This is a genomic window from Heliorestis acidaminivorans, assembly GCF_008933955.1.
GTDB classification, from domain to species: Bacteria; Bacillota; Desulfitobacteriia; order Heliobacteriales; family Heliobacteriaceae; genus Heliorestis; species Heliorestis acidaminivorans.
In genome coordinates this window covers 247,966-274,151 of sequence record NZ_WBXO01000004.1, presented here as the reverse complement: position 1 = coordinate 274,151, position 26,186 = coordinate 247,966, and the positions used below count along the sequence as shown (strand labels likewise).

Below are 26,186 nucleotides of genomic sequence, written 5' to 3'. Positions count from 1 at the left end.
CCACCACCTTGAAAAGGCTATTATTTAACTTATGTTGACAGACCTTTAGGTGTAACCGCATAAAGGTGAGGTTGCCAGCACCAATGGCGATTTAGAAAGTTTAGTAGAAGATCATCAAAAGCTTCTCTTTGACAGAGTGAAGTAGGATCAAAAGAATCGGAAACAATACGTAGTTCTGCCTGAGGTATAGCATCAGTAATCCTTTTCATCATACGAATAGCCAAATCTGATTGATCTCCTACTATACCTAGAGAGGGACAAGAGATTTTTTCTAATTGCTCTGTATAGTTTACGTCACGTACCAGCCAACGGGTCTTCATCGCCTCAAGACCTCGCACTTTTTTCATTTCTTTTTCTAAGCATTGCAAGGCTAGCGGCCATTGTTGATAAAAGCGAAGCACCATTTTCGTTAGCCAATCTTTAGGTAGTAAAAACATAGGCGAAGCTAGCCAGGTCATCAGCCAAAGAGAACCCTCTTCCAAATCTCTAGGCCTAAGCTCGCTAAAAGTATCTACAAGTATCAAGGCAGAGCACTTTTGAGGGTAATCTAAAGCAAAACGTTGAGCAATAACTCCACCAAAGGAAAGCCCACAAATAGCAGCTTTTTTTATCCCTAGATAATGTAAAAGCTGTGATAAATCACGACTTAAATCTTCTACACGATTAGACCAGCTTAAAGGACCTGAGCGTCCTGTACCTCTTATATCATAAAGAATGACCTGATGGGTTTTACTAAACTTATCTCGTTGTGGGGCCCACATTCCGTGAGATACAGCTATTCCTGGGATGAAAACGAGGGGCAGACCTTGTCCGTGAATCTCATAATACAAAGACGTACCATTTAGTGCTACGATGGGCATACTCTCTCTCCTTCTTATACATCCCCTCAGCTATCTCTTACCTTAACAATACCTCTACCTGCTAAGGTCTATGCACGGAAAGTTTCCTCAAAAAAAGAAGAGCCCTGTGCCTCAAGGACACAGAGCTCTTCAAAAAGATGCTATTATCTTTTAGGATCGTTAGCGAAGGAAGGTGCAATAAAGGGCTGTTCTTGATTTTTGTGATGCCAGTCCCCTGTTACAGGTGCTGTATGGCAAACTGAACAGTTGCCATTAGCGCCTATTGGACCAGCAAAGCCCTGCAATGATTCTGGTTGATAGTTTATCTGATCATAGCCAAAAACAGTCGATACTGGGTAAATTGCATGAGGCGAACCATGGCAGGACGCACACATCATATCACCATTATCTGCCTTTTCAAAGCGATAAAGCTCATCTCTTTCAAAAATCCACTCATTGTAAGAAGAAGCCTCAAAGCTTGCTTTTTTATGGTCTTCGTGACAAGAGAGACAATCTGGTTGGTTGATCCAGTGTCCTCGACCTACGGGATCAACATCATTTAAGAAAGGCTTTAGACGTTCTAAAGAGGCTTGTGCTGCTGGTTTATGCAGTTCATTAGTTAAGACAGAAGCGGCGTGCTGAGGTAAAGTACCGTGACAATCCATACAATCCATGCCAAATCCTCGGTGTACATCTCGCTGACAGTACACTTCTCCTTTATTCGAAGAAGGGTGACAGACGCCACAGGAGTCAACAGTTCCACCTTGAATATACTGAGCATGCTTACCGTGCAGAGCCGCTGACATTGAAAGTACGTCTGGTTTGCCAGGAGCACCAACGTTAGCCGCTGCATGACAATCTAAACAGTACTGTGGTCTGCCTGCTTCTGCTTCTGCTAACAAGTTTGTACCTGTATTTTTGTCATGAGCCGCTAAAATATTTTTAGCTGTTTCATCGGCAAGCCCTATACCTGGCTGTTTCGTTATACCACCGTGACAGAGATAGCAACCTATCTCAGCACTAACAGGCATGGACACTTTTGTTGTAGCTAAAACCTTACCTGTTACCTCATCTGAAGCTGTTACTGTAAACATAGGGTAAGCATATACTTCACCATGGTCGTTAAAAGGAGAAATAGGAATTCCTAAGGCAGTCCAAGCACTTTTCGCTTCATTGAGAGTAAGTTCACCTTTATCAGCTGCGTTACCTGATCTACCTGTATTAACAGGTATTTCTTTTCCTAACGTGATTGGTGCATAGTCCCAGAAGTTAAGTGTTTTTGAAGGATCGCGATGATCTTCCGGTGCTTCGTATGTAAGCTTAATACCTTCAGTAACGACAACGGGTGGATCGCCCCGCTTAATTACTTGAGCCCACATATCATTACCTGGTGTGTGCCAGCTAAACCAAGCATCATTATCACTAGTACATTTCATTCCTATGGTCTGCCAAGACAAAATAATGTAATCGCCGAGCTCTGTTGGTGCAACTTGGCCTTGCTGTTTCGTGTTGCTTCCACTTGGTTGTGTTGCGCATCCTGTAAGCAAAAGACCTAGAAGTAAAACGGCAGACAGAGACATTGCTAATGGTGTAATTAGCTTCTTTTTTTCTCTTGTATTTCTCTCCATTTGTCATTACCCCCCGAACTTGTATTAATCCTCATTAGTATTAATAGCCTTTGTCTCTATATACCCTACCCCCTATGCCTATTTTGGAAAACTATGTTTATTATAATAGAGGGTTAGTTTGCATTTCAATGAAAAAGTCACGAATATTCAAAGTTTCACAAATAGACTTGTTTTTTCAATGTTACTTTTTTAAGTCAAACTAAGAATTATATGGAAAGCCTTTTTTCTTATCTTCTTTTTCTAAGTAAGATGGAGGCTAATTCAGACATTTCACTTGCATTTTAACGACCTATGGTTTTAAATAGTGTTTAACAGGGTAGAATGCATTTTCAATGTAATGTAAAAGTTTAATTCTAATTACTATCCTATCACTATAAATAAAGGAGATGGGTAAATGGAGCCAATCAAATCCATCAAATTGGCCACCCAAAGTCCCTGTCCCGCTTTCGGTGGGTTACGGATTCTCACTCGTTTAGAAGGTTTTCTCCCCATTATGTTGGGCAATCACGGCTGTTATTACGGTCTTAACTTTCTTTCTCATTTCTATGCGGCCAGAAAGTCGACCTACGCGCCTTTGCTTTATTCACTTGACTTCGCCGATCGCAATCTTCAACATAAGCTGGCCAAGGCAATTGAAGAAGTAATTGAAAAGGAAAAACCTGAATTTGTTCCTGTAATCAATCTCTGCGTAGCCACAACTGTCGGAATAGATATTGACGAAATGGCTCGCCAATTTCCTGAGATTATTCCCTTAACTATTACTGGCTTTGGCACTCGTAGTCACGCAGAAGCAAAAGATGTCTCCATCGACGGTATCTTCAAGAAATTGCGACAAAATGGTGACCATAAGCTAAAAGAGCCAGGTACAGTAGCCTCTATCGGCGAGGTCTTCCCTGCTGATACAATTGCTATCGAGCAATTGGTAGAGAAGATGGGCTTAAAATATAGAGCTAACGTACCTAGTAAAGATATTAATGATTTCCGCAAAGCCTTAAACGTGTCTACTGTTGCTTGTCTTCATCCCTTCTATACTAAAACGGCCAAACAGTTTAATGAGCTAGGCATCAATACTGTCAACAGCGCGCCTGTTGGTGCGGAATGTACATATGATTGGGTCAAGAACTTTGCTGAAACAGCTGGTGTTGATAGTAGAAAAGCAGAAAAGATTGCCCTCGAAGAACGAGATGCAGTTCAAAAAGTGCTATCTGGACCTCTTTCTCTAAAAGGTTATCGTATTTTAGTAGCTGGCTATGAAGGTATTGAATTGCTTATCGCTCGCTTACTTGTAGAAGCAGGTGCTGATGTACCTTATGTTTCTACTTCCATTGGCAGGTCTAGCTTATGCGAACCTGATCTGACCTGGTTACTTGAGCGGGGCATCAATGTGAAATTCCGCAAATCAGCGGCCGATGACTTGATGGCTGTAAAAGAGTACAAGCCTCACATTGCTCTTGCTGCCACAGATGTAGCCGGTATGGGTAAAGAACTTGGAAGTGCTTCTGTCTATTTCACTAACCTGATCGCAGCTAGACCTACTTTCCTAGCTCACGGTGCAGAAAATCTACTACAATTAATGCACCGCCTCTTAAAAACCAGCCCTTCCTTAAATAAAGTGAGAACCTTCTTCCAAGACTTCGATATGCCTCGCTCTATCCCCGTGCAGGATGTACAACAACACCTCTGTCCTAGCTATACAGACTTGTCCTGCTTAGGGATAAAGGACGACAGTACCATCCGCAGGAAGGAGAAGGAATAACCATGCAGATGATGCGTGACGTTGACTTAGCTAACGGCTATTGGGGAGCTCTTGCTGTTCTCACGCCGATGAAAGGAAACTTTTGCCTTGTTATTGATGGCCCCATCGGCTGTCATTATGTTCCTGTTGATTCCGCTTTGAACTATACTGATGCTATCCCTTATCTGCAAAATGTTTTTGCCACCCACATTATCGAAAAAGATGTAGCACTAGATGGCACACTCCATAAATTAAGAAAACTTTGTGGCGAACTGCTTCAACATTATGATGATATCTTCATTCTTTCCTGCCAGGAAAGCGAAATCATCTCTAGTGAAGGCGCTATGCTAGAAGCAGAAATTGATGGACGTAGAGTATGGTACATAAACACAGCGTCTCTTGATATTGATGACTATCAGGCTCGCGAAGATACCTTACTTTTCCTGTATAATCGCGTTCGCCCCAAATTGCCAGCCCAGCCAGCTAAAGAAAGTCCTAAGCCTTTAGTTAATATCATTGGTCCTACTTTCGGGAATTTCAATGCCTATGCTGACTTTGCTGAAATCAAACGTATCGTTACTAGTATCGGTGCTGATATTAACGTAGCTCTTCCATTTGAATGTTCACTTAATGACATTACCCGTCTTGACGACGGTGCTGTTAACATAATTATGTACAAAGAGTATGGTGAAGGCTTAGGTAAAGCACTAGGTAAACCTATGCTCTTTGGACCTATTGGAATTGCGGCAACAACAGAATTTATTACAGAGCTAGGGCAATTGCTTGGTCTTGAAGAAGAAGCTAAGGCCTTCATCGCTGAAGAAAAAAGAACAACCTTACAAGGTTTCTGGGACGTATGGCGCTCTCCCCACCAAGATATCTTCCGTACTAGCTCTTTTGGTGTTTACGCCCATCGCACTTACACAGAAGGATTGACTACCTTTTTGCGTGACGAATTGGGCTTTGAAGAAGCTATCTCTGCTGTAAAAACAGATCGTTGGAAATCAAAAAAAGCTCTAGATATTGAAGAGGCACTGCTTGAAAATACGCCGACCCTCTTGTTTGGAAGTATTAACGAAAAAGTCTACATTACAGAGCATATTCTATCGACACGCTTTATCCCCGCGGCTCACCCCATGCCTATCGTCTGTCGTGCTACGGGCACTCCTTATATGGGTTTTGGTGGCGTTATGTATTTGACGCAAATCGTAAGCAATGAACTTTTTGATATCCTTTATAGCCATATTCATATTGAATATGCCACAGAAAAAGATAAACGCCGTCAAGAACGAGAAGTGTCTCGAAAAGAATGGGAAGAAGAGCTCAAGGGACAAGCCGTAGCCAGAGAAGTTAAATGGTCTGAAGAAGCATTAAAGCAAATGGACGTTGTTCTCAAAAGAGTTCCCTTCTTCGTTCGCGTAAGTGCGTCCAAAATGCTCAAAGTGGAAAGCGAAAAACTAGCCAAAGAAAAATTCCGTGAGTATGTTTTACCTGAAGATGTAGATGCCATCTTCAGTCGCTTCAAACGATAGGAGGGGAGACCTTGTTCGATCATCTGTCTCTTCCCACTTGGATTGTCCATTTTGCCAGTCTCATAGAATGGGGCATAGCTATGCTTTTCTTCTACATGATTGGCAAAAAATCAGATAATATCTGGTTTCGTCGCATGCCTTTGGCTATGATCCCTTACTTGCTCAGTGGTTTTTTTGCTATTTTTTATCATCTAACTCACGATACAGTACAATGGCTTAGCGATATTCAAGGCTATCTAACTTTTTTAGGCAGTCTATGTTTTGCTCTCTGGGGATACCTCTACTTACGTTCCCTTACAGGACGCTATGTTAAGAGGGGAGGGATGACCTATCGAGCCTAAAATGGCAGATCTGGTCATGACGTTTTCCATATTCCCTTACCTCTTCTTCCTCTACTGCATCTACAAAATTTACAAGCTTGATAGTTCTTTAATTAATAAGACAACTTTAATTGGCTTCTTTTCCTTAATAGGCTTCGTTCTTTTTACAGCTGGTACAGGTTACTATGCTGTCATGATTCTTGGAGAACCTGGATTAGGACACATAGATTGGTTACACGGTCTCTCCGAATTTGGCTTGACGATTACTAATTTCATCATTGTTTTGGGCTTAAAAAGACATTTAGATAGACTTTAGGACCAAGTAAAGTACACAGGAGGCTGACATGTCAGAAAAGAACTTCTATGCCGTTTACGGCAAAGGCGGCAGTGGTAAAAGCTTTGTCATATCCAACCTTTCCAATAGTGCCGCTCGTATCCAAAAAAGAGTTCTGCAGATTGGCTGTGATCCAAAGCATGACTCAACAGTCATTCTGTTCAATGGTGTTAACTTGCCCACCTTGTTAGAGTATTGGGCAGAGCTACAAGAAGAGTCTGATGAAGTCGATGCAACACCTAAGATTGAAGATATTGTTTTCAAAAGCCGTGGTGTTTATGGCTTAGAAATCGGAGGTCCAGAGGTTGCCATCGGTTGTGGGGGTCGCGGTATCTCTCTTGGCTTTGAGCTCTTAGAGAAAATGGGCCTCTACAAGTGGGACTTTGACTATGTATTTTTAGATTTTCTAGGCGACGTTGTCTGCGGTGGCTTTGGTGTACCTATTAGCAAATCAATTGCCAAATCGATTATCCTCGTTGCCGGCAATGATCATCAGTCTCTCTATGTAGCTAATAACATTTGTCATGCTGTCTCCTCTTTTGCCCAATTAGGCGGTAAATCTCGCATCATGGGCATGATCATTAACAAAGATGATGGCACAGGCTATGCAGAACAATTCTGCCAGCGCACAGAGATTCCCGTTCTGGCCAAAATTCCTAATAATCCTGAAGTCGCCAAATTGAATGCCGCCTTCCAACTGATCAGTGACATAGCTCCTTACGATCAAATCTTCCAAGATATTGTTAAGCAATTGCCTACTCGCCAAGGTGTTCTACCTAAGCCTATGGACTTTGAACAGTTCTCTCGCATTTATCGTGATGTACCACAGATCAAACTAGATCGAGTTACTCAGTCAGAGTTATTTACACGCTAAAAGTATAAACAGAAAAATAAAAAGAACTGCTTGTTGACAAAGACAAGCAGTTCTTTTTATTTTTCTTAACTTTTCTGCTGATTAGGAAAGGTTAGTTGTTTAAGTTAGTATCTTAGCTTTTACTGCTTAAGACGCTCCATAGCCTCTGTTAGCAAAGCAATGACCGTATTATAGTCCGGCGCTCGATTGATATCTCCACGCACTTTGGAAGCACCTTTTAGACCTTTTAAGTACCAGGCCAGATGACTTCGCATCTCTCGTACGCCACGATATTCTCCTTTTTGCGCTACGATCCGCTCTAGATGAATTAGGCCTTGCTCAATTCTTTCTCTCGCTGTAGGTGGTGGTGCCAATTGACCTGTCTTAGTCCAACCAATTAGTCGTGAAAAGATCCAGGGATTGCCCATAGCACCTCGAGCGATCATGACAGCAGAACAGCCTGTCTCTTCAAGCATACGTAAAGCATCTTCAGGCTCCCAGACGTCACCGTTCCCAATTAGAGGTATACTTAGCGCTTGAGCTGTTTGCTTAATCATTGACCAATTAGCTTTTCCTGAATAGAACATGTCTCTCGTACGACCATGCAAAGTAATAGCTTGCACACCAACAGCTTCTAAGCGTTGAGGTAGTTCTGGTACTACAATTTCTTCTGGAGACCAACCAATACGCATCTTAACTGTTACTGGCACTTGTACAGCTTGTACTACTTGCCTAGCAATTTCTACGGCCCTTTCAGGCATTTTAAGCAAACAAGAACCTTCTTGATTGCGCACAATCTTAGGAGCTGGACAACCCATATTGATGTCGATGATAGAAGCTCCCTTTTCTTCAACTAGGACTGCCGCTTTGGCCATAACGTCAGGTTCAGAACCAAAGATTTGTACAACAATTGGTCTACTTTCCCCTGAAATATCTAGCAATTCTAAAGTATTTGTATTGCCATAAGTTAATGCTTTGTCAGAAATCATCTCCGTATAGAGAAGGGGACATCCATGATCTCTTAAAACGGAACGAAAAGATTTGTCCGTAACACCGGCCATAGGTGCGGCAACAAAGGGTGAGGCAATTTTATAATCACCAATTTGTAGCGGTTTTAGGTTCTTGATTAGTTGCGAAAAATCTTTTGCAGACAAAAGGTCTAGTCCTCCTGCAAGGTTCTTTGATAGATAATGCGTAAGCCTTGAAGAGTTAGAAAGGGATCGACCATGTCAATATGCTCTGTTTCAGGTGCGATTAATTCAGCCGTTTCACCAGTTGCAATAACACGCGTCTTCTCGCCTAATTCTTTTTTCATCTCACTCACGACGCCATCAATCTGACCGGCAAAACCATACAAAATACCTGACTGCATACCTTGAACTGTATTTTTACCTATGACCTTTGCTGGCTTAGTTAATTCTATGCGTGGTAGCTTCGATGCTCTGGCAAAAAGTGCTTCTGTAGAAATCATCAGACCTGGAGCGATAGCTCCACCGAGATAGTCGCCTTCTTCTGATATGGCACAAAAAGTCATGGCCGTACCAAAGTCGACAACAATTAAAGGTCCTCCATAACGTTCGTAGGCTGAGACAGCATTGACAATTCGGTCTGCACCTACTTCTTTAGGATTTTCCATGCGAATATTCATACCTGTAGAAACACCAGGTCCTATAACGAGAGGTTTGAGACGAAAATAGCTTTGACACATTCTCTCTAGAGTAGGCATCAAAGGTGGCACAACAGAAGACATGACCATGCCTGTTACAGCACGATAATCTAGCTCGGCAAAGCGAAAAAGATTGCGCAATTGAATAGCATATTCATCAGCAGTTCGAGATGGATCGGTAGAAAGCTTCCAATGATGAAGCAATTCTGCTTTCGGCTTTAAGGTGAAAAGGCCCAGTAGGATATGACTATTTCCAACATCAATGGCCAAAATCATAATCTTCTCTTCCTTCCGGACGCAAGGTAACTTCACCACTCATAAGCTGTTGAATTTCTCCAGCTTTATTTCTCACGAGCAATGCTCCCATATCATCGATTCCTTCCATACGACCCTGCCACTGAGCAGAACCAGCAATAACACGAACAGTATCACCTAAGCCAACAGCTCTATCTAACCACTGCTGTCGTATAGCGGAAAAACCTTGCTCTAGCCAATGTTCATAGTCATCTTCTAATTGCATCAAGAGTTTATTAAAAAAAGCTAATCTATCCACTTTTTCGCCAGCCTGCATACTTACAGAACTCGCCTGGGAAGTAACGGCAGTTGGGAAGTCAGTAGCTTCTTGATTTAGATTCAGACCAATTCCAACAACGATATGTTTGACTCCATCCATTTCGGCACTTAATTCCGTTAGAATGCCACATACTTTTTTTCCATCTAAGAGAATATCATTAGGCCACTTAATAGCAGGGCCTAGACTAGTCATTTTTTCAATAGTCTTAGCAATACTTAAGGCTGTTAGTAAAGTTATCTGTGGCGTCAAGGCCAGAGGTATGGAAGGTCTTAAAATAATCGAAAGATAAAGACCTAATCCCAGAGGTGAATGCCAAGTTCGACCTAGACGGCCTTTGCCTGCTTGCTGTTCTTCTGCCAGCACAACAGTGCCTTCTTCAGCGCCTTCTCGAGCAAATTCTTTTGCCTTTTCGTTGCTAGAATTTATACTGTGATAATAAATATAATTTCGTCCAAATTTTTTCGTCTCTAGAACAGATAGAACTTCCTCAGGCAATAGATAGTTAGACAAGGTGCGCAACTTATAGCCCATTCTAGTATGAGCCTCAATATCGTACCCTTCTTGTCGTAACGTACGAATATGCTTCCAGACGGCGGAGCGAGTCATGCCTAGAGCACGACTTATATCTTCACCGGAGATATAGTCTGACGCTTCTTTAAGAGCTTTCAGGATTTCCTGCTTGGCCATGGTCGCTCCCTTTCTTTACCCTTTCCACATCAAGACTAATATCTAGGGCTTTCACAGTATGAGTAAGAGCACCCATGGAAATATAGTGCACTCCTGTTTTGGCTACTTCTACAATATTGTCTTCCGTAATACTACCTGAAGCTTCTATAATAGCTTTTCCATTAATTAATCTAACTGCTTCTTTCATCATATCTAGAGGCATATTATCAAGCATAATAATATCAGCTTTGGCTTCTAGTGCTTCTGTGACTGCGGAAAGATCTTCCACTTCTACTTCAATTTTCACCGTATGAGGAATAGTTTGTCGAGCTTGGCTTACTGCTTGTTGAATTCCACCAGCTAGACGAATATGGTTATCTTTCAACATGGCACCATCAAACAAACCAAAACGATGATTCTTGCCTCCACCAACTCGCACAGCATGTTTTTCTAAGACACGCAAACCAGGCGTTGTTTTGCGTGTATCTACAATGCGAGCCTGATAATAAGTTATCTTTTCTACACAACGAGCTGTTTTGGTGGCAATCCCGGAAAGATGTTGTAAAAAATTCAAAGCAACTCTTTCGGCCATTAAGATCGAACGAGCAGGTCCTGTAATTTCGGCAATAATGTCGCCAGAATTTACCTTTTCTCCCTCTTCTATTTTGGCTTCAAAAACTACAGAAGGATCAAGTGTAGCAAAAACTTCTCTTGCTACTTCTAAGCCCGCAATGACACCTTCTTCTTTTACGTGAATAAAAGCTTTTGTCTTTACATGAGGCGGCAGGAGGCTTGATGTTGTTAAGTCTCCATAGCCTATATCTTCCCGTAGAGCCCGAGAAACAAGTTCACGAACTTCTGACCCAAAAAGGCCCATTATGGTCAACTCCTTTTCTTGAGGCATCCAATCATTACAGTACCTGTACGATATGCCTTAACCAGAGACTTTTACTCTCCGGTTCATCGACGCGGTAATGTCCACCTCGACTCTCCTTGCGTAACTCTGCGGCTCGTACTGTTAGCTTACCTAATAGTAACATATTAGCCGCTTCAAAGGCTCTTGAAACGTTACCTCGACTTGCTTGCTGTAGGTCAACTATTTCAAGTTCTTGAGCTGCTTTCTCTAAAGTATCGCTAGATCGCCAAAGACCGACTGACTCCCACATAACTTTTTGTATCCTTTGGGCCACTTCATCTGCTTCCCAAGGAGCTTCTCCCGTCGGTAAGGTATCGTAAATAGCACTACCTGTGGAAAGAGTTTCTAAGCAATAATCAGGTTTTTCTTTAAGCCAAGGACGTGCCGCTTCTACGATATGACTCCCAAAAACTAGCCCTTCTAACAAAGAATTTGAGGCCAATCGATTGGCTCCATGTACACCATTACAAGCCGCTTCTCCACAAGCAAAAAGCCTCGCTATGTTCGTACGTCCATTAATATCGGTACGAACACCACCCATCAGATAGTGGGCCGCTGGAGCTACAGGTATTTTTTCTTCCGGTACATTTATGCCAAAGGAACGGCAAGTCTTATAAATAACAGGAAAACGGGATGCAAAATCGTTAGACTTTATAGTGGATAAATCTAAAAAGACCGATGGAGCTCCTGTATTCATCATTTCTTTCCAGATTGCTAAAGCCACTACATCTCGTGGAGCTAGCTCTGCTAGTTGGTGATATTTGGGCATAAACCGTATGCCTTCACTATTTAACAGTTGCGCCCCTTCACCTCGAACTGCTTCGGAAATCAAAAAAGGAGGAATGCCTTCTTTAGTCAGAGCAGTAGGATGAAACTGAATAAATTCTAGATCCATCAATTCTGCTCCAGCTCTAAAAGCGGCAGCTATGCCATCACCTGTTGTGACTTCTGGATTGGTAGAGTATTTATATAATTGACCGTTTCCTCCAGTAGCCAAAACGGTAACAGCAGAGTAAAAGCTATGCAAACCTTTCTCAGCATGCCAAGCTACAACGCCAAAACATTGCCCTTGACGATTTAGCAAAATATCAGAAACCTGTGTATCTTCTAAAATATTAATATCTTTATGTTTGCGACATTGATCAAGTAAAGAGCGACGAATTTCTTCTCCTGTAGCATCACCACTAGCATGGAGTATGCGCCGTCTTGAATGAGCTCCTTCACGCGTAAGAGCTAGCGCCCCTTCAACTGTATCAAATTGAGTCCCCATTTGAATCAATTCTTCGACTCTTCCGGGCCCCTCACTGACCATAACTTTAACAGCAGAAATATCGTTTAAACCAGCTCCAGCTGTTAAAGTATCCTGTAGATGTAATGTAGGAGAGTCACGGCGGCCTATAGCCGCCGCGATGCCTCCCTGCGCTAATTGAGTATTAGAGTCTGAGACTTTTCGTTTCGTTAAGATGGTAACTCGACCATAAGCAACTGCCTTTAAGGCTGTATATAAACCGGCAATGCCGCTTCCAACAATCAAAAAATCGGTCTCATAAGCTGTCAATTTAGAATGGTCAAACTCTACTAGATATCTCGAAGTCACGGCATAAGCCTCCTTAATACAGCAACAGCCACTGGCTCATACCAGTAGCTGTTGCAAAAAAAGATCTCTTTCTCCTGGAGAAGCCTATGCTAAAGCCAGCATTTGTTCCAAAGAAGACAAAGCCTTTTCTCGAACCTTTGGCTCTACTGTAATTCTTGGTTCTAACTCTTCTAGAGACCAGAGAACTTTCTCCAGACTTGTTAACTTCATGTTAGGGCAAATTAGTTGAGGACTGGCCAGGTAAAAGTTCTTATCAGGAGCTTCTTTGCGAAGCTGATGAAGAATTCCTTCTTCTGTACCTATAATAAAAGAAGAAGCTTTTGATTGCACAGCATATTTAATCAATCCTGTTGTAGAAGCAACAAAGTCAGCTAGTTCCACAACTTCAGGTCGACATTCGGGATGTGCAAGGAATAGGGCTTCTGGATATTTAGATTTAGCTCTTTCTACATCTTCTACAGTAAGCCGATCGTGGGTATTACAATATCCATCCCACATGACCATCTCTCTACCAGTTTTGCGAGAGATCCAGTCACCAAGATTACGATCAGGTATAAATAAAATCTTTTTATCTTGCGGTAGCGATGAGACGACTTTTACAGCGTTCGATGAAGTGCAGCAAATATCACTTTCTGCTTTCACCGCCGCCGAAGTATTAACATAGGCAACTACTTGTACGTCTCCCATTTCCGCTTTACGACGTTGCAGATCTGTTGCTGTCACCATATCAGCCATAGGACAGCCTGCATCTTCTTCAGGTAGCAAGACAATTTTCTGTGGCGATAAAATAGCCGCACTCTCGGCCATAAAATGAACTCCACAGAAAACAATAACATCGGCTTCCGTTTGAGCCGCCTGTTGAGATAACTGCAACGAATCCCCGACAAAATCAGCGATATCTTGAATTTCAGGACGCTGGTAAAGATGTGCTAATATAACGGCATTGCGTTCCTTTTTTAGTTTCTGAATCGCTTGAGACATGGAAGCAAATTTATCTGCATCTATCGTTCGAGGACTCAATTGGCCTAACCCCTTTCATTCCCCTCTTCGCTAGGAACAATTTGCCAGAGGGCAAAGTTAAGATAATTCTAGCCTAGGCAACTTCTTATTGTCAAGAAAAGGCCTTTTTTCGACTTTTATCAACTTAACGTGGCCCTACTTGACCAGCACGCTCTATATTTTCTTCAGCAATTACATTATTCTCTTTATCCATAAAAAGCACACGTGGCTTATGTTTTCGTGCTTCTTCATCTGTGTATATACCGTAAGAAATGATAATCACTTCGTCTCCTGGTTGAACGAGCCGGGCCGCCGCACCATTAAGACATATAACGCGAGAACCTACAGGACCTGGAATTACATAAGTTTCAAAGCGTGAGCCATTGTTATTGTTCACGACTTGAACCTTTTCATTCTCTAATATATCAGCAAGCTCCATCAATTCTTCATCAATAGTAATGGAGCCCATATAATTAAGGTTCGCTTCAGTGACCGTAGCCCTGTGAATTTTTGACTTATGCATAGTTCTAAACATGTTATTACACCTCCACTAGGACATTGTCAATCAAGCGAGTTTTTCCAATATATACAGCCATAGCTATGAGACAAGACCCTTCTAGCTTTTGTATTGGTTCCATAGTAAAAGCATCTACAATTTCTATATAGTCTATCTTCGCTTTATCACATTGCTCAATCATCCTTGTCATTACCTTAAGCAACATCGATGCATCCTTTTCTCCTTGAGCAATTTCTTGTTGAGCTTTTTCTAAAGCTTGATAAAGTACTCTGGCTGATTCCCTCTCTGTTCCTAGCAAGTACACATTACGAGAAGATAAGGCTAGCCCATCAGCTTCTCGCACAATAGGAAGGACCTCGATCTGTACATTCATATTGAGATCCTCTGCCATGCGTCTAATAACAGCTACTTGCTGGGCATCTTTTTGCCCGAAATAGGCATAATCAGGCGTAATAATATTAAACAACTTAGTGACAACAGTAGTAACACCTCTAAAGTGTCCAGGTCGACTTGCACCGCATAAACGCTCTGTTAATTTTTCTACTTCCACAAAAGTTTTCTGCTTTCCACGAGGGTACATTTCTGGCACAGTGGGAGCAAAAATGACATCAACACCAGCTTCTTGCGCTAATTGGCTATCCCTTTTTAGGTCACGAGGATATACTTCATAGTCTTCTCCCTGACCAAACTGAAGAGGATTAACAAAAATGGAGAGCACAACAGCGTCGCAATCTCTTTTTGCACTTGTTACAAGAGCCATATGGCCTTGATGAAGATAACCCATCGTAGGGACGAGGCCAATTTTCTTCCCTTCTTTACGACGAGCCGTAATCCAAGCTTTCATATCTGCAAGAGTAGTCAAAAGCAACACGAAAAAACCTCCTTTCTTCTTCTACCAAAAAAAAGACAGGGCAAGGGCAAGAAAAAGGAGGCTTCACCTAAAGTGAAATAAGGCCTGCTTTCCTACTTGTCCGTCTCGGTCCCTAAGGCTCCAAGCGGCATACGCTACCAACAGGACACTTGTATCGTTTATAAAATTAACATCAGAAGTGATGTTGATTTTTCAGAAAGTCATGTCAAATATCTATATTGTAATGGACTCTTTCGGTACTTGCAAGACTATAGCTTGTTCATCTTCCAATTGTTCCAAGTATTGTTTTGTACTTAGACCACTAGGATGAATCCAATGAGGTGCTATTTCATGAAAAGGTACAAGTACAAAAGCTCTTTCGTACATTCTTTCATGAGGTACTATCAATTTTTCACTTATGATAGTTTCATTTCCATAGTTAAGTAAATCAAGATCTAGCGTCCGTGGACCCCATCTTTCTTTACGGAGGCGACCTAATTTATTTTCAATTTCCTGCAGAAAACGCAGTAACTCTTCCGGCGTGAGCCACGTTTCTACTTCTGCAACAGCATTGAGAAAAGCATCTTGTTCGGTAAAGCCCACTGGTTGCGTTAAATAGAAGGCTGAATAGTCTCGTAAACTCAGACTGGGTCCATCATTTAGACATTCTAAAGCCTTCTGCAAGTTCTCTTCTTTATTACCTAGATTACTACCTAAGCCAATATAAGCCTTTGTAACAGTACGATATATTTCAACAGCCATAGCTTGGAAGTGACCTGGAATCGGAGCTTTTTGCTTGGCCACTTTCACTGTTAGGCCTTTGATTTTTGAAAAGTTCTTTAACACTTCTTCTGCAATTTCTTCTGCTACCTTTTCAAGCAGTGCTCTTGGCTCTCCTTCCATGATCTGTCGAACTTGTTCATAGATCTGAGCATAATTAACAGTTTCATTCAGATCATCCAGTAAGCCAGCCCTCTGTAAGTCTAGTTCTAAAGTTAGATCGACTTGAAAAGGCTGTCCTAAGATACGCTCAGCTTCAAGTACACCATGATAGCCATAGAAGTCCATAGCCGATAAGTAAATGCGATCACTTTGCCTCTGTTGATTCATTTTAATTCCTCCTGACGAGTACGTCCGTCATTTTCGCCGCTCTTACATGGGCTTGTACATCATGAACGCGGAGAATATCTGCGCCAGCTATAATTCCGTATACGGAAGTTGCTAAAGTTCCTTCTAAGCGCTCTGCAATAGGTACATCTAAAGTATTACCGATGACCGATTTTCGTGATGTTCCCAGCAAAATCGGTTTGCCTAGAACACGAAGCTCCTGCAAGCTTTGTAAGACTTGTAAGTTCTGTTCATAAGTTTTGCCAAATCCTATGCCGGGATCAATGATAATTGCTTCTTCAGCTAGCCCTGCAGACTGAGCCCAATTGATGCTTTCTGCTAAACTCGCAAGGATATTAGCCATTAGATCTTGGTAAACTTTCTCTTTTTGATTATGCATAAGGATTAGAGGAGCACCATATTGAGCGGCAACAGTAGCTATTTCTCGATCATAACGCAACCCCCATACATCATTGATAATATGGGCACCTTCTTCTAGAGCGTAACGCGCAACCTGGCTTTTGTAGGTATCAATGGAGATTGGTAGAGGGCAGTGCTTCACTAGCTCCTGAAGAAAAGGCTGTAAACGAGCAATTTCTTCTTCTGCCGTTAGCGGTATTGCACCTGGTCGCGTTGACTCAGCACCTATGTCAATAAGGTCTGCCCCTTCTGTAACCATTTCTTCCATTCTCTCTAGTGCTTTTTTTACGTCTTTATAAGATCCTCCGTCTGAAAAACTATCGGGCGTTAGATTCAAGATAGCCATGATAAGACTACGTTCTCCCACGCTAATCTCTTTTCCCCGACAGGAAAGCTTTCTAACTCGCTTTTGTTCATATTGCTTCATCGCTTTAGCAATTTCCTCACCGAGAAGAACTAAGCCAAAAGGTTGCATTTTGAGCTTTTGCAAAAGTGCTTTATATTGCTTCTCCGTACCCATGAGCAGAGCTGTCGTTTTCTCAACTTCTAAGGAACAAGTACAGCGCGATACAGCACAGTCGCCGCCTTTAGCTAGCATTTCTTGTTTTAATAGATTGGCGGCTTTCGCAGGTACATCAGAGATACGTATCAAATAGTGCACTGCTTTGGGAACCATTAAGGCTGTTCCAGCAGGATCGCACCCTGTTTCTTGAACGAGCTCAGCAATTTTTTGCCGCTCTTTAATCTGTATAATTTGCACTGGTCCCATCGTATCGTTCCTTCCTTTGACGCTTTTTAGTAGACAAGCTTTCCTTGTTTACGCTCAGGCCAATTACAATCTCCCTTGGCAGAACAGCGAAAGCAAAGCCTAGAATGGTAATCGGCCAAGGCTAGTATACGTCCTAGAAAGGTTCTGCTAATTTTTTTTCCTTTGTGCCTGTGACAACGAATAGCTTCTGCTATAGTATCTATTTCTAAAGTAGAAAAACCGCACTCTGTAAGTACATCACTGCAGATTTCTGCCCCGATGATGGCATGATCAATTCCTTCTTCGTACTGTTTCCACTTGCCCATATCATGGAGCAAGGCCGCTCCATAGATAACTTCTTTCGTCTTTTCTTGATTAAGGTGACCAAGACTCTGTGAAAATTCTGTATAATTTTCTTGTTCTAAGGCCATAGCGTAAGCAATCCGAGCTACATCAATGAGGTGAGCTAGATCATGGTGACAGAAAGGGCGATGCCTTTCCCACATTTCGTTTTGCTGTAGACATTGTATAAATAGTGAATGTTCTAAAAGGCGATCAATCCGTTCCAATCTTGTTCTTTCCCTTCATTGGCTCGTGAAAAACCCCGGACAATCTCTGGTCCGGGGTTTTTATTCTCTAAAATAGACCTACTATCTTGCCTTGTTCGTCAATATCGATAGCGCAAGCGGCAGGACGTTTGGGAAGACCAGGCATGGTCATGATAGAACCGGTTATGACAACGAGAAAACCAGCTCCTGCAGAAAGCCTTACTTCTCGAACAGTAACAGTAAAGTCACTAGGTCGTCCATTTTTGGTCATATCGTCAGAGAGCGAGTATTGTGTTTTTGCCATGCAAATAGGCAAGTCACTATAACCAAGCTCGTTAAATCTCTGAATATGCTTCTCGGCTTCTGCCGTAAAAGCTACATCACGACCGCCGTAAACTTCTTGCACAATCTTTTGAATCTTATCTTTAATTGGCTCTCTACTCTCATAAAGAACTTGGAATTTAGACTCTTTGTTTTCGATAGTTTTTACAACTTTTTCAGCTAGTTCTAAGCCACCTTGCCCACCTTTGGCCCATACTTCCGATAGAGCTACTTCAATGCCTAGTTCATGGCATCGTTGATAGAGGTAGTTGAGCTCTTCTTTTGTATCTGTTGGAAAGGCATTAATAGCCACAACAGCAGGAACACCAAACTTAGCTACGTTCTCTAGATGCTTTTCTAAGTTTTCAAAGCCCTTAGCTAAGGCTGATAAATTTTCTTGACCTAGGTCTTCTTTTTTGACACCGCCATGTGATTTTAAGGCTCTTACAGTTGCCACAATAACGGTGCAAGCAGGCTTTAAGTCAGCAAAGCGACATTTTAAGTTGAAAAACTTCTCTGCTCCTAAGTCAGCACCAAAGCCAGCTTCTGTGACACAGTAATCGCCAAGCTTTAGAGCTACTTGTGTGGCAATAACAGAGTTACATCCATGGGCAATGTTAGCAAAAGGTCCGCCATGGACGAATGCTGGTGTATGCTCTAGCGTCTGTACTAAGTTAGGCTTAATAGCATCTTTCATTAGTACAGCCATAGAACCTGCCGCCTCTAATTCAGCGGCTGTAACAGGTTTGCCATCATAGGTATAGGCAACAACAATACGACCACAGCGCTCTTTTAAGTCCATCAAGTCTTTGGCTAGACATAAAATGGCCATTATTTCAGAAGCAACAGTAATATCAAAGCCCGATTCTCTAGGCACGCCATTGTTGCGACCGCCGAGACCAATTATTGTATTACGAAGGGCCCGATCATTTAGATCTACCACACGACGAAAAACGACTTGCCGTGGATCAATATTTAATGGATTGCCTTGTTGCAAGCTATTATCAAGCATAGCGGCCAGCAAATTATGAGCTGATGTTATAGCATGGAAATCTCCGGTAAAGTGCAGATTTATATCTTCCATAGGTACAACTTGAGCGTAACCACCACCAGCGGCACCACCTTTTACGCCAAAGCTAGGTCCGAGCGAAGGCTCTCGCAAAGCAATTACTACTTTTTTGCCAAGTTTATTCAGGGCATCACCGAGACCTACTGTTGTTGTGGTTTTACCTTCGCCAGCTGGCGTGGGATTAATAGCTGTAACTAGAATAAGCTTGCCTTCTTGTTGGTCCTGCAAACGCTCCAAAGCTTTTAAGGAGATCTTTGCTTTGTAGTTACCATAGAGCTCAACTTCTTCAGCAGGAATGGACAATGTAGAGGCAATGTCCATAATCGGCTTTAGCTCAGCTTGTTGTGCAATCTGAATGTCCGTCTTCATTCGATAGCCCACTCCTTAATCTTGCGCTTACTTTCCTTTGACTGTAACCTTGCTCATGAACTTATCTGATGAAATAATAAAGCGCTGATGACGTCCTTCCCCGATCTTATCGACTTCATCATAGGCAGTAATATGAAAAGTAAGTTTTTTGCCTTCTATAGCAATTAATTCTGCTTCGGCACGGACTTTCATGCCTACTGGCGTAGCAGACAGGTGAGCTACATCCAAATGAATTCCTACAGTAGCCATTCCTTCTGGCAAAAGCGGATCTACAGATTGTAAAGCGGCTCCTTCCATTAAACCAATCATTGCGGGTGTAGCATAAACATCGACACCACCAGAGCCATAGCTCTTAGCCGTTTTTTCTTCCGTAACCATTTCTTCCTTGATTGCTTTGAGACCTACATTAAGGTTTTCCATGGTGCTTTTCACCTAGCCTTTGCAAATATTTCTTCCTAATAGTCTTTTCCATTATACGATCCTTCAATGGTAAGTCCAATAGCTTTTTGCTTATTTACTATAGATGGCTTGCAGTGCCCTATCTAGTTGACTGTAAGTAAAGGTAAAGCCTGCTTCTGATAATCGCTGTGGTATTACTTTCTGTCCTTCTAGCAACATTTCTTGGGCCATTTCACCAAATAAAAGCTTCGCTAAAGGAGCAGGTAAGGCTGTCCAGGACGGTCTGTTTAAGCTTCTCCCCAGCTCTTCCATGAAAGATTTCATTGTCACAGGCTGAGGACTTACGAGGTTTAATGGCCCTTCTTTTTTCTTATCAAGAGCCCAGATAATTCCATTGATTAAATCATCACGGTGAATCCAGGATATCCATTGATTACCTTCACCTATGATACCTCCCACAGCCCATTGAACAGGTAGAGCCATAGACTTTAAAGCACCACCGTTAGGACCTAGCACCATGCCAAAGCGAAGCAAAGCAACTGATACTCCCCATTCTTTTGCTTTTAAGGCTTCTGCTTCCCATTCCTGACATAAATTCGCTAAAAAACCTTTGCCAGGTCCACTATCTTCTGTAAAAGTTTTTTGAAGTGATGTGCCATAAAAACCGATAGCTGATGCATTAAGTAAGCTTAATGGTTTTTTCTGCTTTCTAGCTACTTCTTTTAGTTTTTCTACAATAGTGCTTGTTGTATTTAGGCGACTTACTACTATATCTTTTTTTACTTGCTCAGACCAGCGCTTGCCTGCAATATTTTCTCCAGCAAGATTTATAACAGCATCAACAGAATCAAAAACAGCAGAAGATAAAGGTTGTCCCAATAAAGGTGTTTTTATGTACTTAACAGAGGTCGAAGATTTTTGCTCATGTCGTGAAAGAACCCATACTGTATGACCTTCTTGGACAAGTCTTTTTACTAAGGCAGAGCCGATAAAGCCTGTACCACCAGTAACGAAAATATTCAACCTACTTGCTCCTCTCAATTTTAATTTTTAATTATAAGAAGAAAGAGAAGTCAATAAAAATAAGGAGCAACGCTATATGCGATGCTCCAATTTCTGATGGTCAATCTTTAAGAAAAAAATTTACTTTTTGTCGCAATCGTATTGAGAGAAAAATTGCATAAAGGGATGATAAAAACCAGCTTTTCTAGCTTTTTGCTGAAATTCCTTAAAAGCTTCAATGGCTTCCCGACGAGCTTTTAATCTATCTTTATCGCCTTTAATGTTGATGGAAAAGCCCTCATCAGTTTCTTTGATAGAAAACTCCCAAGGACTACAGCTCTTTTTCTTTTCATCTTCTTGTGATGAAACATCTTGCTGACAATTTTTTTGAGCTTCGCTCACTTGAGGTTCACCTCCTTTACTCACTAAAATGGACCATTACGATGAAAAGGTTGACTGGAGTCTCTCGGTTTTTTACGGGAATGCCATAAGAGAAGGATTCCTAGGAAAGCGGCAATAAGAGCCGCTCCACGAGCTTCCGAGTAAAAATCTTGTGTATAGAAGATAACAGCACATAATGTAGCCGTCGAAGTCAACAAAGCTAGAACGAGTCGATTGGCTAAGCGAGTCTGAAAAAGGACGGCTCGCTGAATATCACCTAGGTTACCAACTTTTACATAAAGCTCACCTAAGTCAGCTTTTTTCAAAGTACGTGACAGTAAGCCGGGCAAGGTAATTAAAGTTGTACCGTAGTCTTTTACTCGTTGCAGAACTACATTAGTAAGACCTCCGTCTTTGTCTTCCATGAGTTTTTTGATATAAGGTCCTGCTACTTCTGCGCCCATGGTTGAATCAAGACCAAAAGCTACACCGAAAGCGGTAATGCCTGCACGACCCATAAAAATTAGATTAGCAGGTATTTGCATTGGTTGATCATAGATAAATTCTCGAAGATCAGCACCAATAGGTCCAAGATTCTTCGTTTTCTCCATCTCTTTCATTTGTTCAGGCGTATGGTTATCTAGGAAAAACTGCATTGCCTTACGAACAAGATTGCGATTAGCTGTAGGTCGTAAGAATCCGAGATTAGCCATAGCATCTACCATTTTTTCACTATCTCGTTCTACTACAGAAAAAAGTAGATTCCGTAAGTTTTCTTTTGTTCTGTTAGAAATCTCACCAACCATACCGAAATCCAGGAATACAAGGGTACCATCTGCTTTCACATAAAGGTTTCCTTGATGAGGATCGGCATGGAAAAATCCATCAACTACTACTTGGTGTAAATAAGATTGAATAAGCCTACGTCCAAGCTCTTCTCGATCTATGTTATGCTTTTTTAGAAATTCATAATTATCGATCTTTTGTCCCTCGATAAATTCCATTGTCAAAACTTTCGATGTTGAATGGCTTTTATACATGCGAGGGATATAGATGTTCTCAAATTCAGCAAGATTATTTCTAAAGCGTTCAGCATTTTTGATTTCTAAGCGATAATCCAATTCATCAGAGAAAGTCTGATGCATTTCTTGATAAATGGCGTCTAAATCTAGCTGTTTGGAGAGATCAGTGAAAAATTTGGCCATGATCATGGTTATACGTATGGCTGCAAAGTCGGCATTGATGATCTGATCAATCTTCGGTCGCAGAATTTTGACAGCTACTTTATCTCCCTTTGGTAAAACAGCCTGATGCACCTGTCCTAAAGATGCCGCCGCAATTGGTTCTTTATTAAAGCTCAAAAATACTTCTTCTAAAGGTTTGCCTAATTCTTTTTGAATCGTTTTTTGCACATGGTCAAAAGAAGCCGCTGGAACTGCATCTTGCAATTGAGAGAGCTCTTTCGTAATCTCTGAGGGCAGCAAGTCGACACGTGTGGCAAAAAATTGTCCTGCTTTGATAAGTAGTCCACCAAGTTCTACAGCTGTCTCACAAAATCGATGAGCCATATCTTGAAAAAGCGCCGTCCAACGAGGTGCCATCACACGTTTACCTAACCGCTCTTCCCGTTTCTTATACCACCAAACTTTAATGAAAAATGATATAAACATGCTGGTAATGCGCCAGATACGGTAATAGCGATTCATGGTCTTGCTCCTTTTTTGACAATAGAAAGTACGTAATTGAAATTATTAATATAACAATTTCTTTTTCTAATTACAATAACTCGATAGGAAAAATATTTTATTGTATATTGAAAACTTTGGTCAGTCTAGTCAGTTCAAAAACTTCTTTGACCATTCCTTTTACGCCTTGTAAAATTAATTCTCCACCTTGCTGACGAGCTCGCTTGTGTATAGCTACAAGTACACCTAATCCAGCACTGTCAATAAAATCGAGGCTTTCCATGTTAATGATAAAACGGTTATGACCCTGCTCTACATACTCTAGAAGTGCTTCTCTTAAAGCAGTCGCCTCTTTGACAGATACACTGCCTGTAAGCCTAACTGTAACTTGGTTGTTGATCATTTGAATATTTTCTTTCATCCATAGCCTTCCTTTCCTTTATGTAGCTGATGACTACTGACTCTCGTTATTATACGCTCACTAATCAACAAAGAAACATCCTTTTGTTTGGTCATGAGGTTTTTTTAACAAGTAGTTTTACCACTATCTTCTTTCTCCATGAAGGCTATATCTTCCTGCTTAGAAGATAAAGATGGTCCGTTGTAATTAAAAAAGATTTCGCCAAAAAAAATGGCACGCCTTGTGAGGCGTGCCATTTTTTTCAATTATTCTACTATCCAGCTTTCTACGGTACGATTCCACTCGACGAAATCTGCTTCTTCAAAATAGATAGCCAGTTCTTTTTCTGCAGATGCTGGTGAATCAGATCCGTGAATGACATTACGTCCAATATCAACAGCAAAAGTTCCACGAATTGTGCCAGGAGCAGCTTTAGAAGGATTAGTAGCTCCCATCATTTCTCTAGAAACAGCGATAACGTCTTTACCTTCCCATGCCATAGCTACGACAGGTCCGGAGGTAATATACTCAACTAAGCCTGCAAAAAAAGGCTTGTCAGCATGCTCACCATAGTGTTTCTCTGCCATTTCTTTAGTTAAACGGATAAATTTCATAGCCACTAATTTGAATCCTTTTTGCTCAAAACGACAAATAATTTCTCCAATTAAGCCTCGTTGTACTGCATCAGGCTTAATCATTAAGTAAGTGCGTTCCATCTTGCTCTCTCCTTTTGTGATGTACAGTGTAGATTAAAAAGAATCGGGCGCAAGTGGGATGACACTGCTCCCGATTCTTTCTATAACTTCTTTTTATGAAGCGTTCTGTAGTATCTCAGAAAACTCCGAAGCCTCAATTGTTTCTTTTTCCATTAAGGTATCTGCAATTTTATGCAATGTATCCATATTAGTCTCTAACAAATTTTTCGCCTTATCATAAGATTCCTCGATGATACGACGAGCTTCTTTGTCAATTGAAAAAGCTACTGCTTCAGAGTAGTTTCTATCTCTGGCCAAGTCACGACCTAAGAAGACCGCTTCTTGCTTGTGACCAAAGATAAGTGGTCCCAGTTCATCAGACATACCAAATTCGGTGATCATCTTGCGTACCAGATCAGTAGCACGCTCTAAGTCGTTAGATGCACCAGTAGAAATTTCTTTCAATACTAGTGCCTCAGCAACCCGACCTGCTAAGAGCATCGTAACCTGATCTAGAATTTGCGACTTCGTCATGTAGTGACGATCTTCTTCAGGTAGCAATAGTGTATAACCACCAGCCCGACCTCTAGGAATAATAGAAATCTTATGGACGGGATCTGTATGTTCTAGTAAACCGCCGACAAGAGCATGACCCGCTTCATGGTAGCTCACTAGCTTTTTCTCAAAATCACTAATTACACGTGACTTTTTCTCTGGACCTGCTAGAACACGTTCTATAGCATCTTCTAGTTCATCCATAGTAATTTTCTTCTGGCCTCTTCGCGCTGATAACAAGGCGGCTTCGTTGACCATATTAGCCAAATCAGCACCTGTAAAACCTGGTGTACGACGAGCTAAGATCTCTAGGTCTATACCTTCTTCCAAAGGCTTCCCTTTGATGTGAACATCTAGAATCTCTTTTCTACCTTTTACATCAGGTCGATCGACAACAACTTGGCGGTCAAAGCGACCAGGTCTTAATAAGGCAGGATCTAGAATATCAGGTCTGTTAGTTGCCGCTACAATAATAATTCCTTCATTAGCTGAAAAGCCATCCATTTCAACAAGCAACTGGTTTAGAGTCTGCTCTCTTTCATCATGACCGCCACCAAGTCCTGCACCCCTTTGACGACCGACTGCATCAATCTCATCAATAAATACAATACAAGGGGAGTTCTTCTTGGCTTGTTCAAAAAGGTCACGAACTCGAGAGGCACCTACACCGACAAACATTTCCACAAAGTCAGAACCCGAGATGCTGAAAAAGGGTACACCTGCTTCACCAGCTACTGCACGGGCAAGTAGAGTCTTACCTGTTCCTGGTGGCCCAAATAAAAGAACACCTTTGGGAATTTTAGCGCCTACGTCAATGAATTTCTTCGGCTGTTTTAAGAATTCAACGACTTCCGTAAGTTCTTCTTTTACTTCATCAGCGCCAGCAACATCAGCAAAAGTTACTTTTTTCTTGTCATCGTTGTGTAGTTTTGCTTTGCTTTTCCCGAACTGCATTACACGGGACCCGCCACCTTGTGATTGCTGCATCATAAAGAAAAATAGACCAAAAATTAAGAGGATAGGCAACATGTAGGTCAACAAACCAGTCCACCAAGGTGGTTTGGGAGCTGGCTCTTGCGTGAATGGTATCTGCTTATCGAGAACATTGTCTGTTACACGCTTAATGTCTACTGGACCTAAGGTAAAGAACGTTGTTCCGTCTGCTTTAACCCCGGTGATCTCATTGCGGTCTGCCTCTGTAATTACAGTGAGTTCCTTAATTTGATCATTGACCAGTAGTTGGTAAAACTGTGTGTAATTCAGCCTTTCTTGGGCAGGTTCGGGCTGCGTAGTCATCCTCAGCACAGCAATCGCCAGAAGGACGATTAGAATGTATATGGCAAGATTTTTGACGATCCGGCTCACTTGCAACCTCCTATCACTGTTTTGCCTTTATTTAATCGACTATTAGGCATCCAGCGAGTTATTGGAAAATTTCAGCCAGTCTTTGCTATTGTATCA

At 41.7% G+C, this 26,186-nt stretch carries 26 protein-coding genes; 5 read left to right on the top strand and 21 right to left on the bottom strand.

From position 1 onward, the window contains the following. Positions 1 to 29 precede the first annotated feature (29 nt). Entirely contained in the window at positions 30 to 860 is an 831-nt protein-coding gene (locus F9B85_RS07480; RefSeq protein WP_151619755.1) for an alpha/beta fold hydrolase, read from the bottom strand. A 143-nt stretch (positions 861 to 1,003) separates the two neighbouring features. Continuing rightward, entirely contained in the window at positions 1,004 to 2,467 is a 1,464-nt protein-coding gene (locus F9B85_RS07475; RefSeq protein ID WP_151619754.1) for a cytochrome c, read from the bottom strand. 394 nt (positions 2,468 to 2,861) lie between these two features. On the opposite strand from F9B85_RS07475, the gene F9B85_RS07470 reads away from it, so the two are divergent. The 5 genes from F9B85_RS07470 to F9B85_RS07450 are packed head-to-tail and all read left to right on the top strand — an operon-like array spanning position 2,862 to position 7,262. Further along, positions 2,862 to 4,223: a nitrogenase component 1 gene (locus tag F9B85_RS07470; RefSeq protein ID WP_151619753.1), complete on the top strand. Its 1,362-nt coding sequence runs from the start codon at positions 2,862 to 2,864 to the stop codon at positions 4,221 to 4,223. A gap of 2 nt (positions 4,224 to 4,225) precedes the next feature. After that, complete coding sequence (locus F9B85_RS07465; protein WP_151619752.1) at positions 4,226 to 5,734, top strand: nitrogenase component 1; 1,509 nt, start codon at positions 4,226 to 4,228, stop codon at positions 5,732 to 5,734. An 11-nt stretch (positions 5,735 to 5,745) separates the two neighbouring features. Then, the gene (locus F9B85_RS07460; RefSeq protein ID WP_170270298.1) at positions 5,746 to 6,075 is read left to right on the top strand and encodes a DUF2499 domain-containing protein; all 330 of its coding nucleotides are present in this window, start codon (positions 5,746 to 5,748) and stop codon (positions 6,073 to 6,075) included. A gap of 16 nt (positions 6,076 to 6,091) precedes the next feature. Continuing rightward, entirely contained in the window at positions 6,092 to 6,370 is a 279-nt protein-coding gene (locus F9B85_RS07455; protein WP_170270296.1) for a DUF3593 domain-containing protein, read from the top strand. Between the two features lie 28 nt (positions 6,371 to 6,398). After that, complete coding sequence (locus F9B85_RS07450) at positions 6,399 to 7,262, top strand: chlorophyllide a reductase iron protein subunit X (protein WP_151619749.1); 864 nt, start codon at positions 6,399 to 6,401, stop codon at positions 7,260 to 7,262. 119 nt (positions 7,263 to 7,381) lie between these two features. On the opposite strand, the gene dusB is transcribed toward F9B85_RS07450, so the two are convergent. The 19 genes from dusB to ftsH all read right to left on the bottom strand — a co-directional run bounded on the left by dusB (position 7,382) and on the right by ftsH (position 26,090). Further along, on the bottom strand, positions 7,382 to 8,395 hold the full coding sequence (dusB, locus tag F9B85_RS07445) for a tRNA dihydrouridine synthase DusB (protein ID WP_243138110.1): 1,014 nt from the start codon (positions 8,393 to 8,395) through the stop codon (positions 7,382 to 7,384). A 5-nt stretch (positions 8,396 to 8,400) separates the two neighbouring features. Beyond that, positions 8,401 to 9,183 (bottom strand): type III pantothenate kinase, encoded by a 783-nt coding sequence (locus F9B85_RS07440; protein ID WP_151619748.1) that lies wholly within the window; start codon positions 9,181 to 9,183, stop codon positions 8,401 to 8,403. Beyond that, a complete protein-coding gene (locus F9B85_RS07435) occupies positions 9,167 to 10,168 on the bottom strand; it encodes a biotin--[acetyl-CoA-carboxylase] ligase (RefSeq protein ID WP_151619747.1) in 1,002 nt (333 codons plus the stop codon). Before F9B85_RS07435 ends, F9B85_RS07440 begins: the two co-directional genes overlap by 17 nt. After that, a complete protein-coding gene (gene nadC / locus F9B85_RS07430; protein WP_151619746.1) occupies positions 10,137 to 11,024 on the bottom strand; it encodes a carboxylating nicotinate-nucleotide diphosphorylase in 888 nt (295 codons plus the stop codon). The genes F9B85_RS07435 and nadC overlap by 32 nt, the downstream gene beginning before the upstream one ends. 34 nt (positions 11,025 to 11,058) lie before the next feature. Continuing rightward, positions 11,059 to 12,660, bottom strand: coding sequence for an L-aspartate oxidase (nadB, locus tag F9B85_RS07425; RefSeq protein WP_151619745.1), 1,602 nt, complete (start codon positions 12,658 to 12,660; stop codon positions 11,059 to 11,061). Between the two features lie 84 nt (positions 12,661 to 12,744). Continuing rightward, positions 12,745 to 13,680 (bottom strand): quinolinate synthase NadA, encoded by a 936-nt coding sequence (gene nadA / locus F9B85_RS07420; protein ID WP_279237739.1) that lies wholly within the window; start codon positions 13,678 to 13,680, stop codon positions 12,745 to 12,747. Positions 13,681 to 13,804: 124 nt separating this feature from the next. Beyond that, positions 13,805 to 14,194, bottom strand: coding sequence for an aspartate 1-decarboxylase (gene panD / locus F9B85_RS07415; protein WP_151619744.1), 390 nt, complete (start codon positions 14,192 to 14,194; stop codon positions 13,805 to 13,807). 4 nt (positions 14,195 to 14,198) lie between these two features. After that, entirely contained in the window at positions 14,199 to 15,047 is an 849-nt protein-coding gene (gene panC, locus F9B85_RS07410) for a pantoate--beta-alanine ligase (RefSeq protein WP_151619743.1), read from the bottom strand. A 213-nt stretch (positions 15,048 to 15,260) separates the two neighbouring features. Continuing rightward, the gene (folK, locus tag F9B85_RS07405) at positions 15,261 to 16,136 is read right to left on the bottom strand and encodes a 2-amino-4-hydroxy-6-hydroxymethyldihydropteridine diphosphokinase (RefSeq protein WP_151619742.1); all 876 of its coding nucleotides are present in this window, start codon (positions 16,134 to 16,136) and stop codon (positions 15,261 to 15,263) included. 1 nt (position 16,137) lies between these two features. After that, positions 16,138 to 17,322: a dihydropteroate synthase gene (gene folP / locus F9B85_RS07400; RefSeq protein ID WP_151619741.1), complete on the bottom strand. Its 1,185-nt coding sequence runs from the start codon at positions 17,320 to 17,322 to the stop codon at positions 16,138 to 16,140. A 26-nt stretch (positions 17,323 to 17,348) separates the two neighbouring features. Continuing rightward, positions 17,349 to 17,870, bottom strand: coding sequence for an HD domain-containing protein (locus F9B85_RS07395; protein ID WP_151619740.1), 522 nt, complete (start codon positions 17,868 to 17,870; stop codon positions 17,349 to 17,351). A gap of 67 nt (positions 17,871 to 17,937) precedes the next feature. Next, entirely contained in the window at positions 17,938 to 19,608 is a 1,671-nt protein-coding gene (locus F9B85_RS07390; protein ID WP_151619739.1) for a formate--tetrahydrofolate ligase, read from the bottom strand. A 27-nt stretch (positions 19,609 to 19,635) separates the two neighbouring features. After that, complete coding sequence (locus tag F9B85_RS07385) at positions 19,636 to 20,028, bottom strand: thioesterase family protein (RefSeq protein WP_151619738.1); 393 nt, start codon at positions 20,026 to 20,028, stop codon at positions 19,636 to 19,638. 90 nt (positions 20,029 to 20,118) lie between these two features. Continuing rightward, entirely contained in the window at positions 20,119 to 21,030 is a 912-nt protein-coding gene (locus tag F9B85_RS07380; protein ID WP_170270295.1) for a TIGR01777 family oxidoreductase, read from the bottom strand. Between the two features lie 120 nt (positions 21,031 to 21,150). Then, complete coding sequence (locus F9B85_RS07375) at positions 21,151 to 21,411, bottom strand: hypothetical protein (protein WP_151619736.1); 261 nt, start codon at positions 21,409 to 21,411, stop codon at positions 21,151 to 21,153. Between the two features lie 23 nt (positions 21,412 to 21,434). Beyond that, positions 21,435 to 23,096 carry an ABC1 kinase family protein gene (locus F9B85_RS07370; protein ID WP_151619735.1) on the bottom strand — a complete coding sequence of 554 codons (1,662 nt, stop codon included), beginning with the start codon at positions 23,094 to 23,096 and terminating at the stop codon, positions 21,435 to 21,437. A 97-nt stretch (positions 23,097 to 23,193) separates the two neighbouring features. After that, a complete protein-coding gene (locus F9B85_RS07365) occupies positions 23,194 to 23,496 on the bottom strand; it encodes an STAS domain-containing protein (RefSeq protein ID WP_151619734.1) in 303 nt (100 codons plus the stop codon). Positions 23,497 to 23,741: 245 nt separating this feature from the next. Beyond that, positions 23,742 to 24,191, bottom strand: a complete 450-nt coding sequence (gene ndk / locus F9B85_RS07360) for a nucleoside-diphosphate kinase (RefSeq protein WP_151619733.1) — start codon at positions 24,189 to 24,191, stop codon at positions 23,742 to 23,744. A 93-nt stretch (positions 24,192 to 24,284) separates the two neighbouring features. Continuing rightward, entirely contained in the window at positions 24,285 to 26,090 is a 1,806-nt protein-coding gene (ftsH, locus tag F9B85_RS07355) for an ATP-dependent zinc metalloprotease FtsH (protein WP_151619732.1), read from the bottom strand. Between the last annotated feature and the right edge of the window lie 96 nt (positions 26,091 to 26,186).

Bases quoted from the DNA above. Each gene is read 5' to 3' on its own strand.
- F9B85_RS07480 (WP_151619755.1), bottom strand. From the start codon at position 860: ATGCCCATCGTAGCACTAAATGGTACGTCTTTGTATTATGAGATTCAC.
- F9B85_RS07475 (WP_151619754.1), bottom strand. From the start codon at position 2,467: ATGGAGAGAAATACAAGAGAAAAAAAGAAGCTAATTACACCATTAGCA.
- F9B85_RS07470 (WP_151619753.1), top strand. From the start codon at position 2,862: ATGGAGCCAATCAAATCCATCAAATTGGCCACCCAAAGTCCCTGTCCC.
- F9B85_RS07465 (WP_151619752.1), top strand. From the start codon at position 4,226: ATGCAGATGATGCGTGACGTTGACTTAGCTAACGGCTATTGGGGAGCT.
- F9B85_RS07455 (WP_170270296.1), top strand. From the start codon at position 6,092: ATGACGTTTTCCATATTCCCTTACCTCTTCTTCCTCTACTGCATCTAC.
- F9B85_RS07450 (WP_151619749.1), top strand. From the start codon at position 6,399: ATGTCAGAAAAGAACTTCTATGCCGTTTACGGCAAAGGCGGCAGTGGT.
- F9B85_RS07440 (WP_151619748.1), bottom strand. From the start codon at position 9,183: ATGATTTTGGCCATTGATGTTGGAAATAGTCATATCCTACTGGGCCTT.
- F9B85_RS07435 (WP_151619747.1), bottom strand. From the start codon at position 10,168: ATGGCCAAGCAGGAAATCCTGAAAGCTCTTAAAGAAGCGTCAGACTAT.
- nadC (WP_151619746.1), bottom strand. From the start codon at position 11,024: ATGGGCCTTTTTGGGTCAGAAGTTCGTGAACTTGTTTCTCGGGCTCTA.
- panD (WP_151619744.1), bottom strand. From the start codon at position 14,194: ATGTTTAGAACTATGCATAAGTCAAAAATTCACAGGGCTACGGTCACT.
- folK (WP_151619742.1), bottom strand. From the start codon at position 16,136: ATGAATCAACAGAGGCAAAGTGATCGCATTTACTTATCGGCTATGGAC.
- folP (WP_151619741.1), bottom strand. From the start codon at position 17,322: ATGGGACCAGTGCAAATTATACAGATTAAAGAGCGGCAAAAAATTGCT.
- F9B85_RS07390 (WP_151619739.1), bottom strand. From the start codon at position 19,608: ATGAAGACGGACATTCAGATTGCACAACAAGCTGAGCTAAAGCCGATT.
- F9B85_RS07385 (WP_151619738.1), bottom strand. From the start codon at position 20,028: ATGGAAAACCTTAATGTAGGTCTCAAAGCAATCAAGGAAGAAATGGTT.
- F9B85_RS07370 (WP_151619735.1), bottom strand. From the start codon at position 23,096: ATGAATCGCTATTACCGTATCTGGCGCATTACCAGCATGTTTATATCA.
- F9B85_RS07365 (WP_151619734.1), bottom strand. From the start codon at position 23,496: ATGAAAGAAAATATTCAAATGATCAACAACCAAGTTACAGTTAGGCTT.
- ndk (WP_151619733.1), bottom strand. From the start codon at position 24,191: ATGGAACGCACTTACTTAATGATTAAGCCTGATGCAGTACAACGAGGC.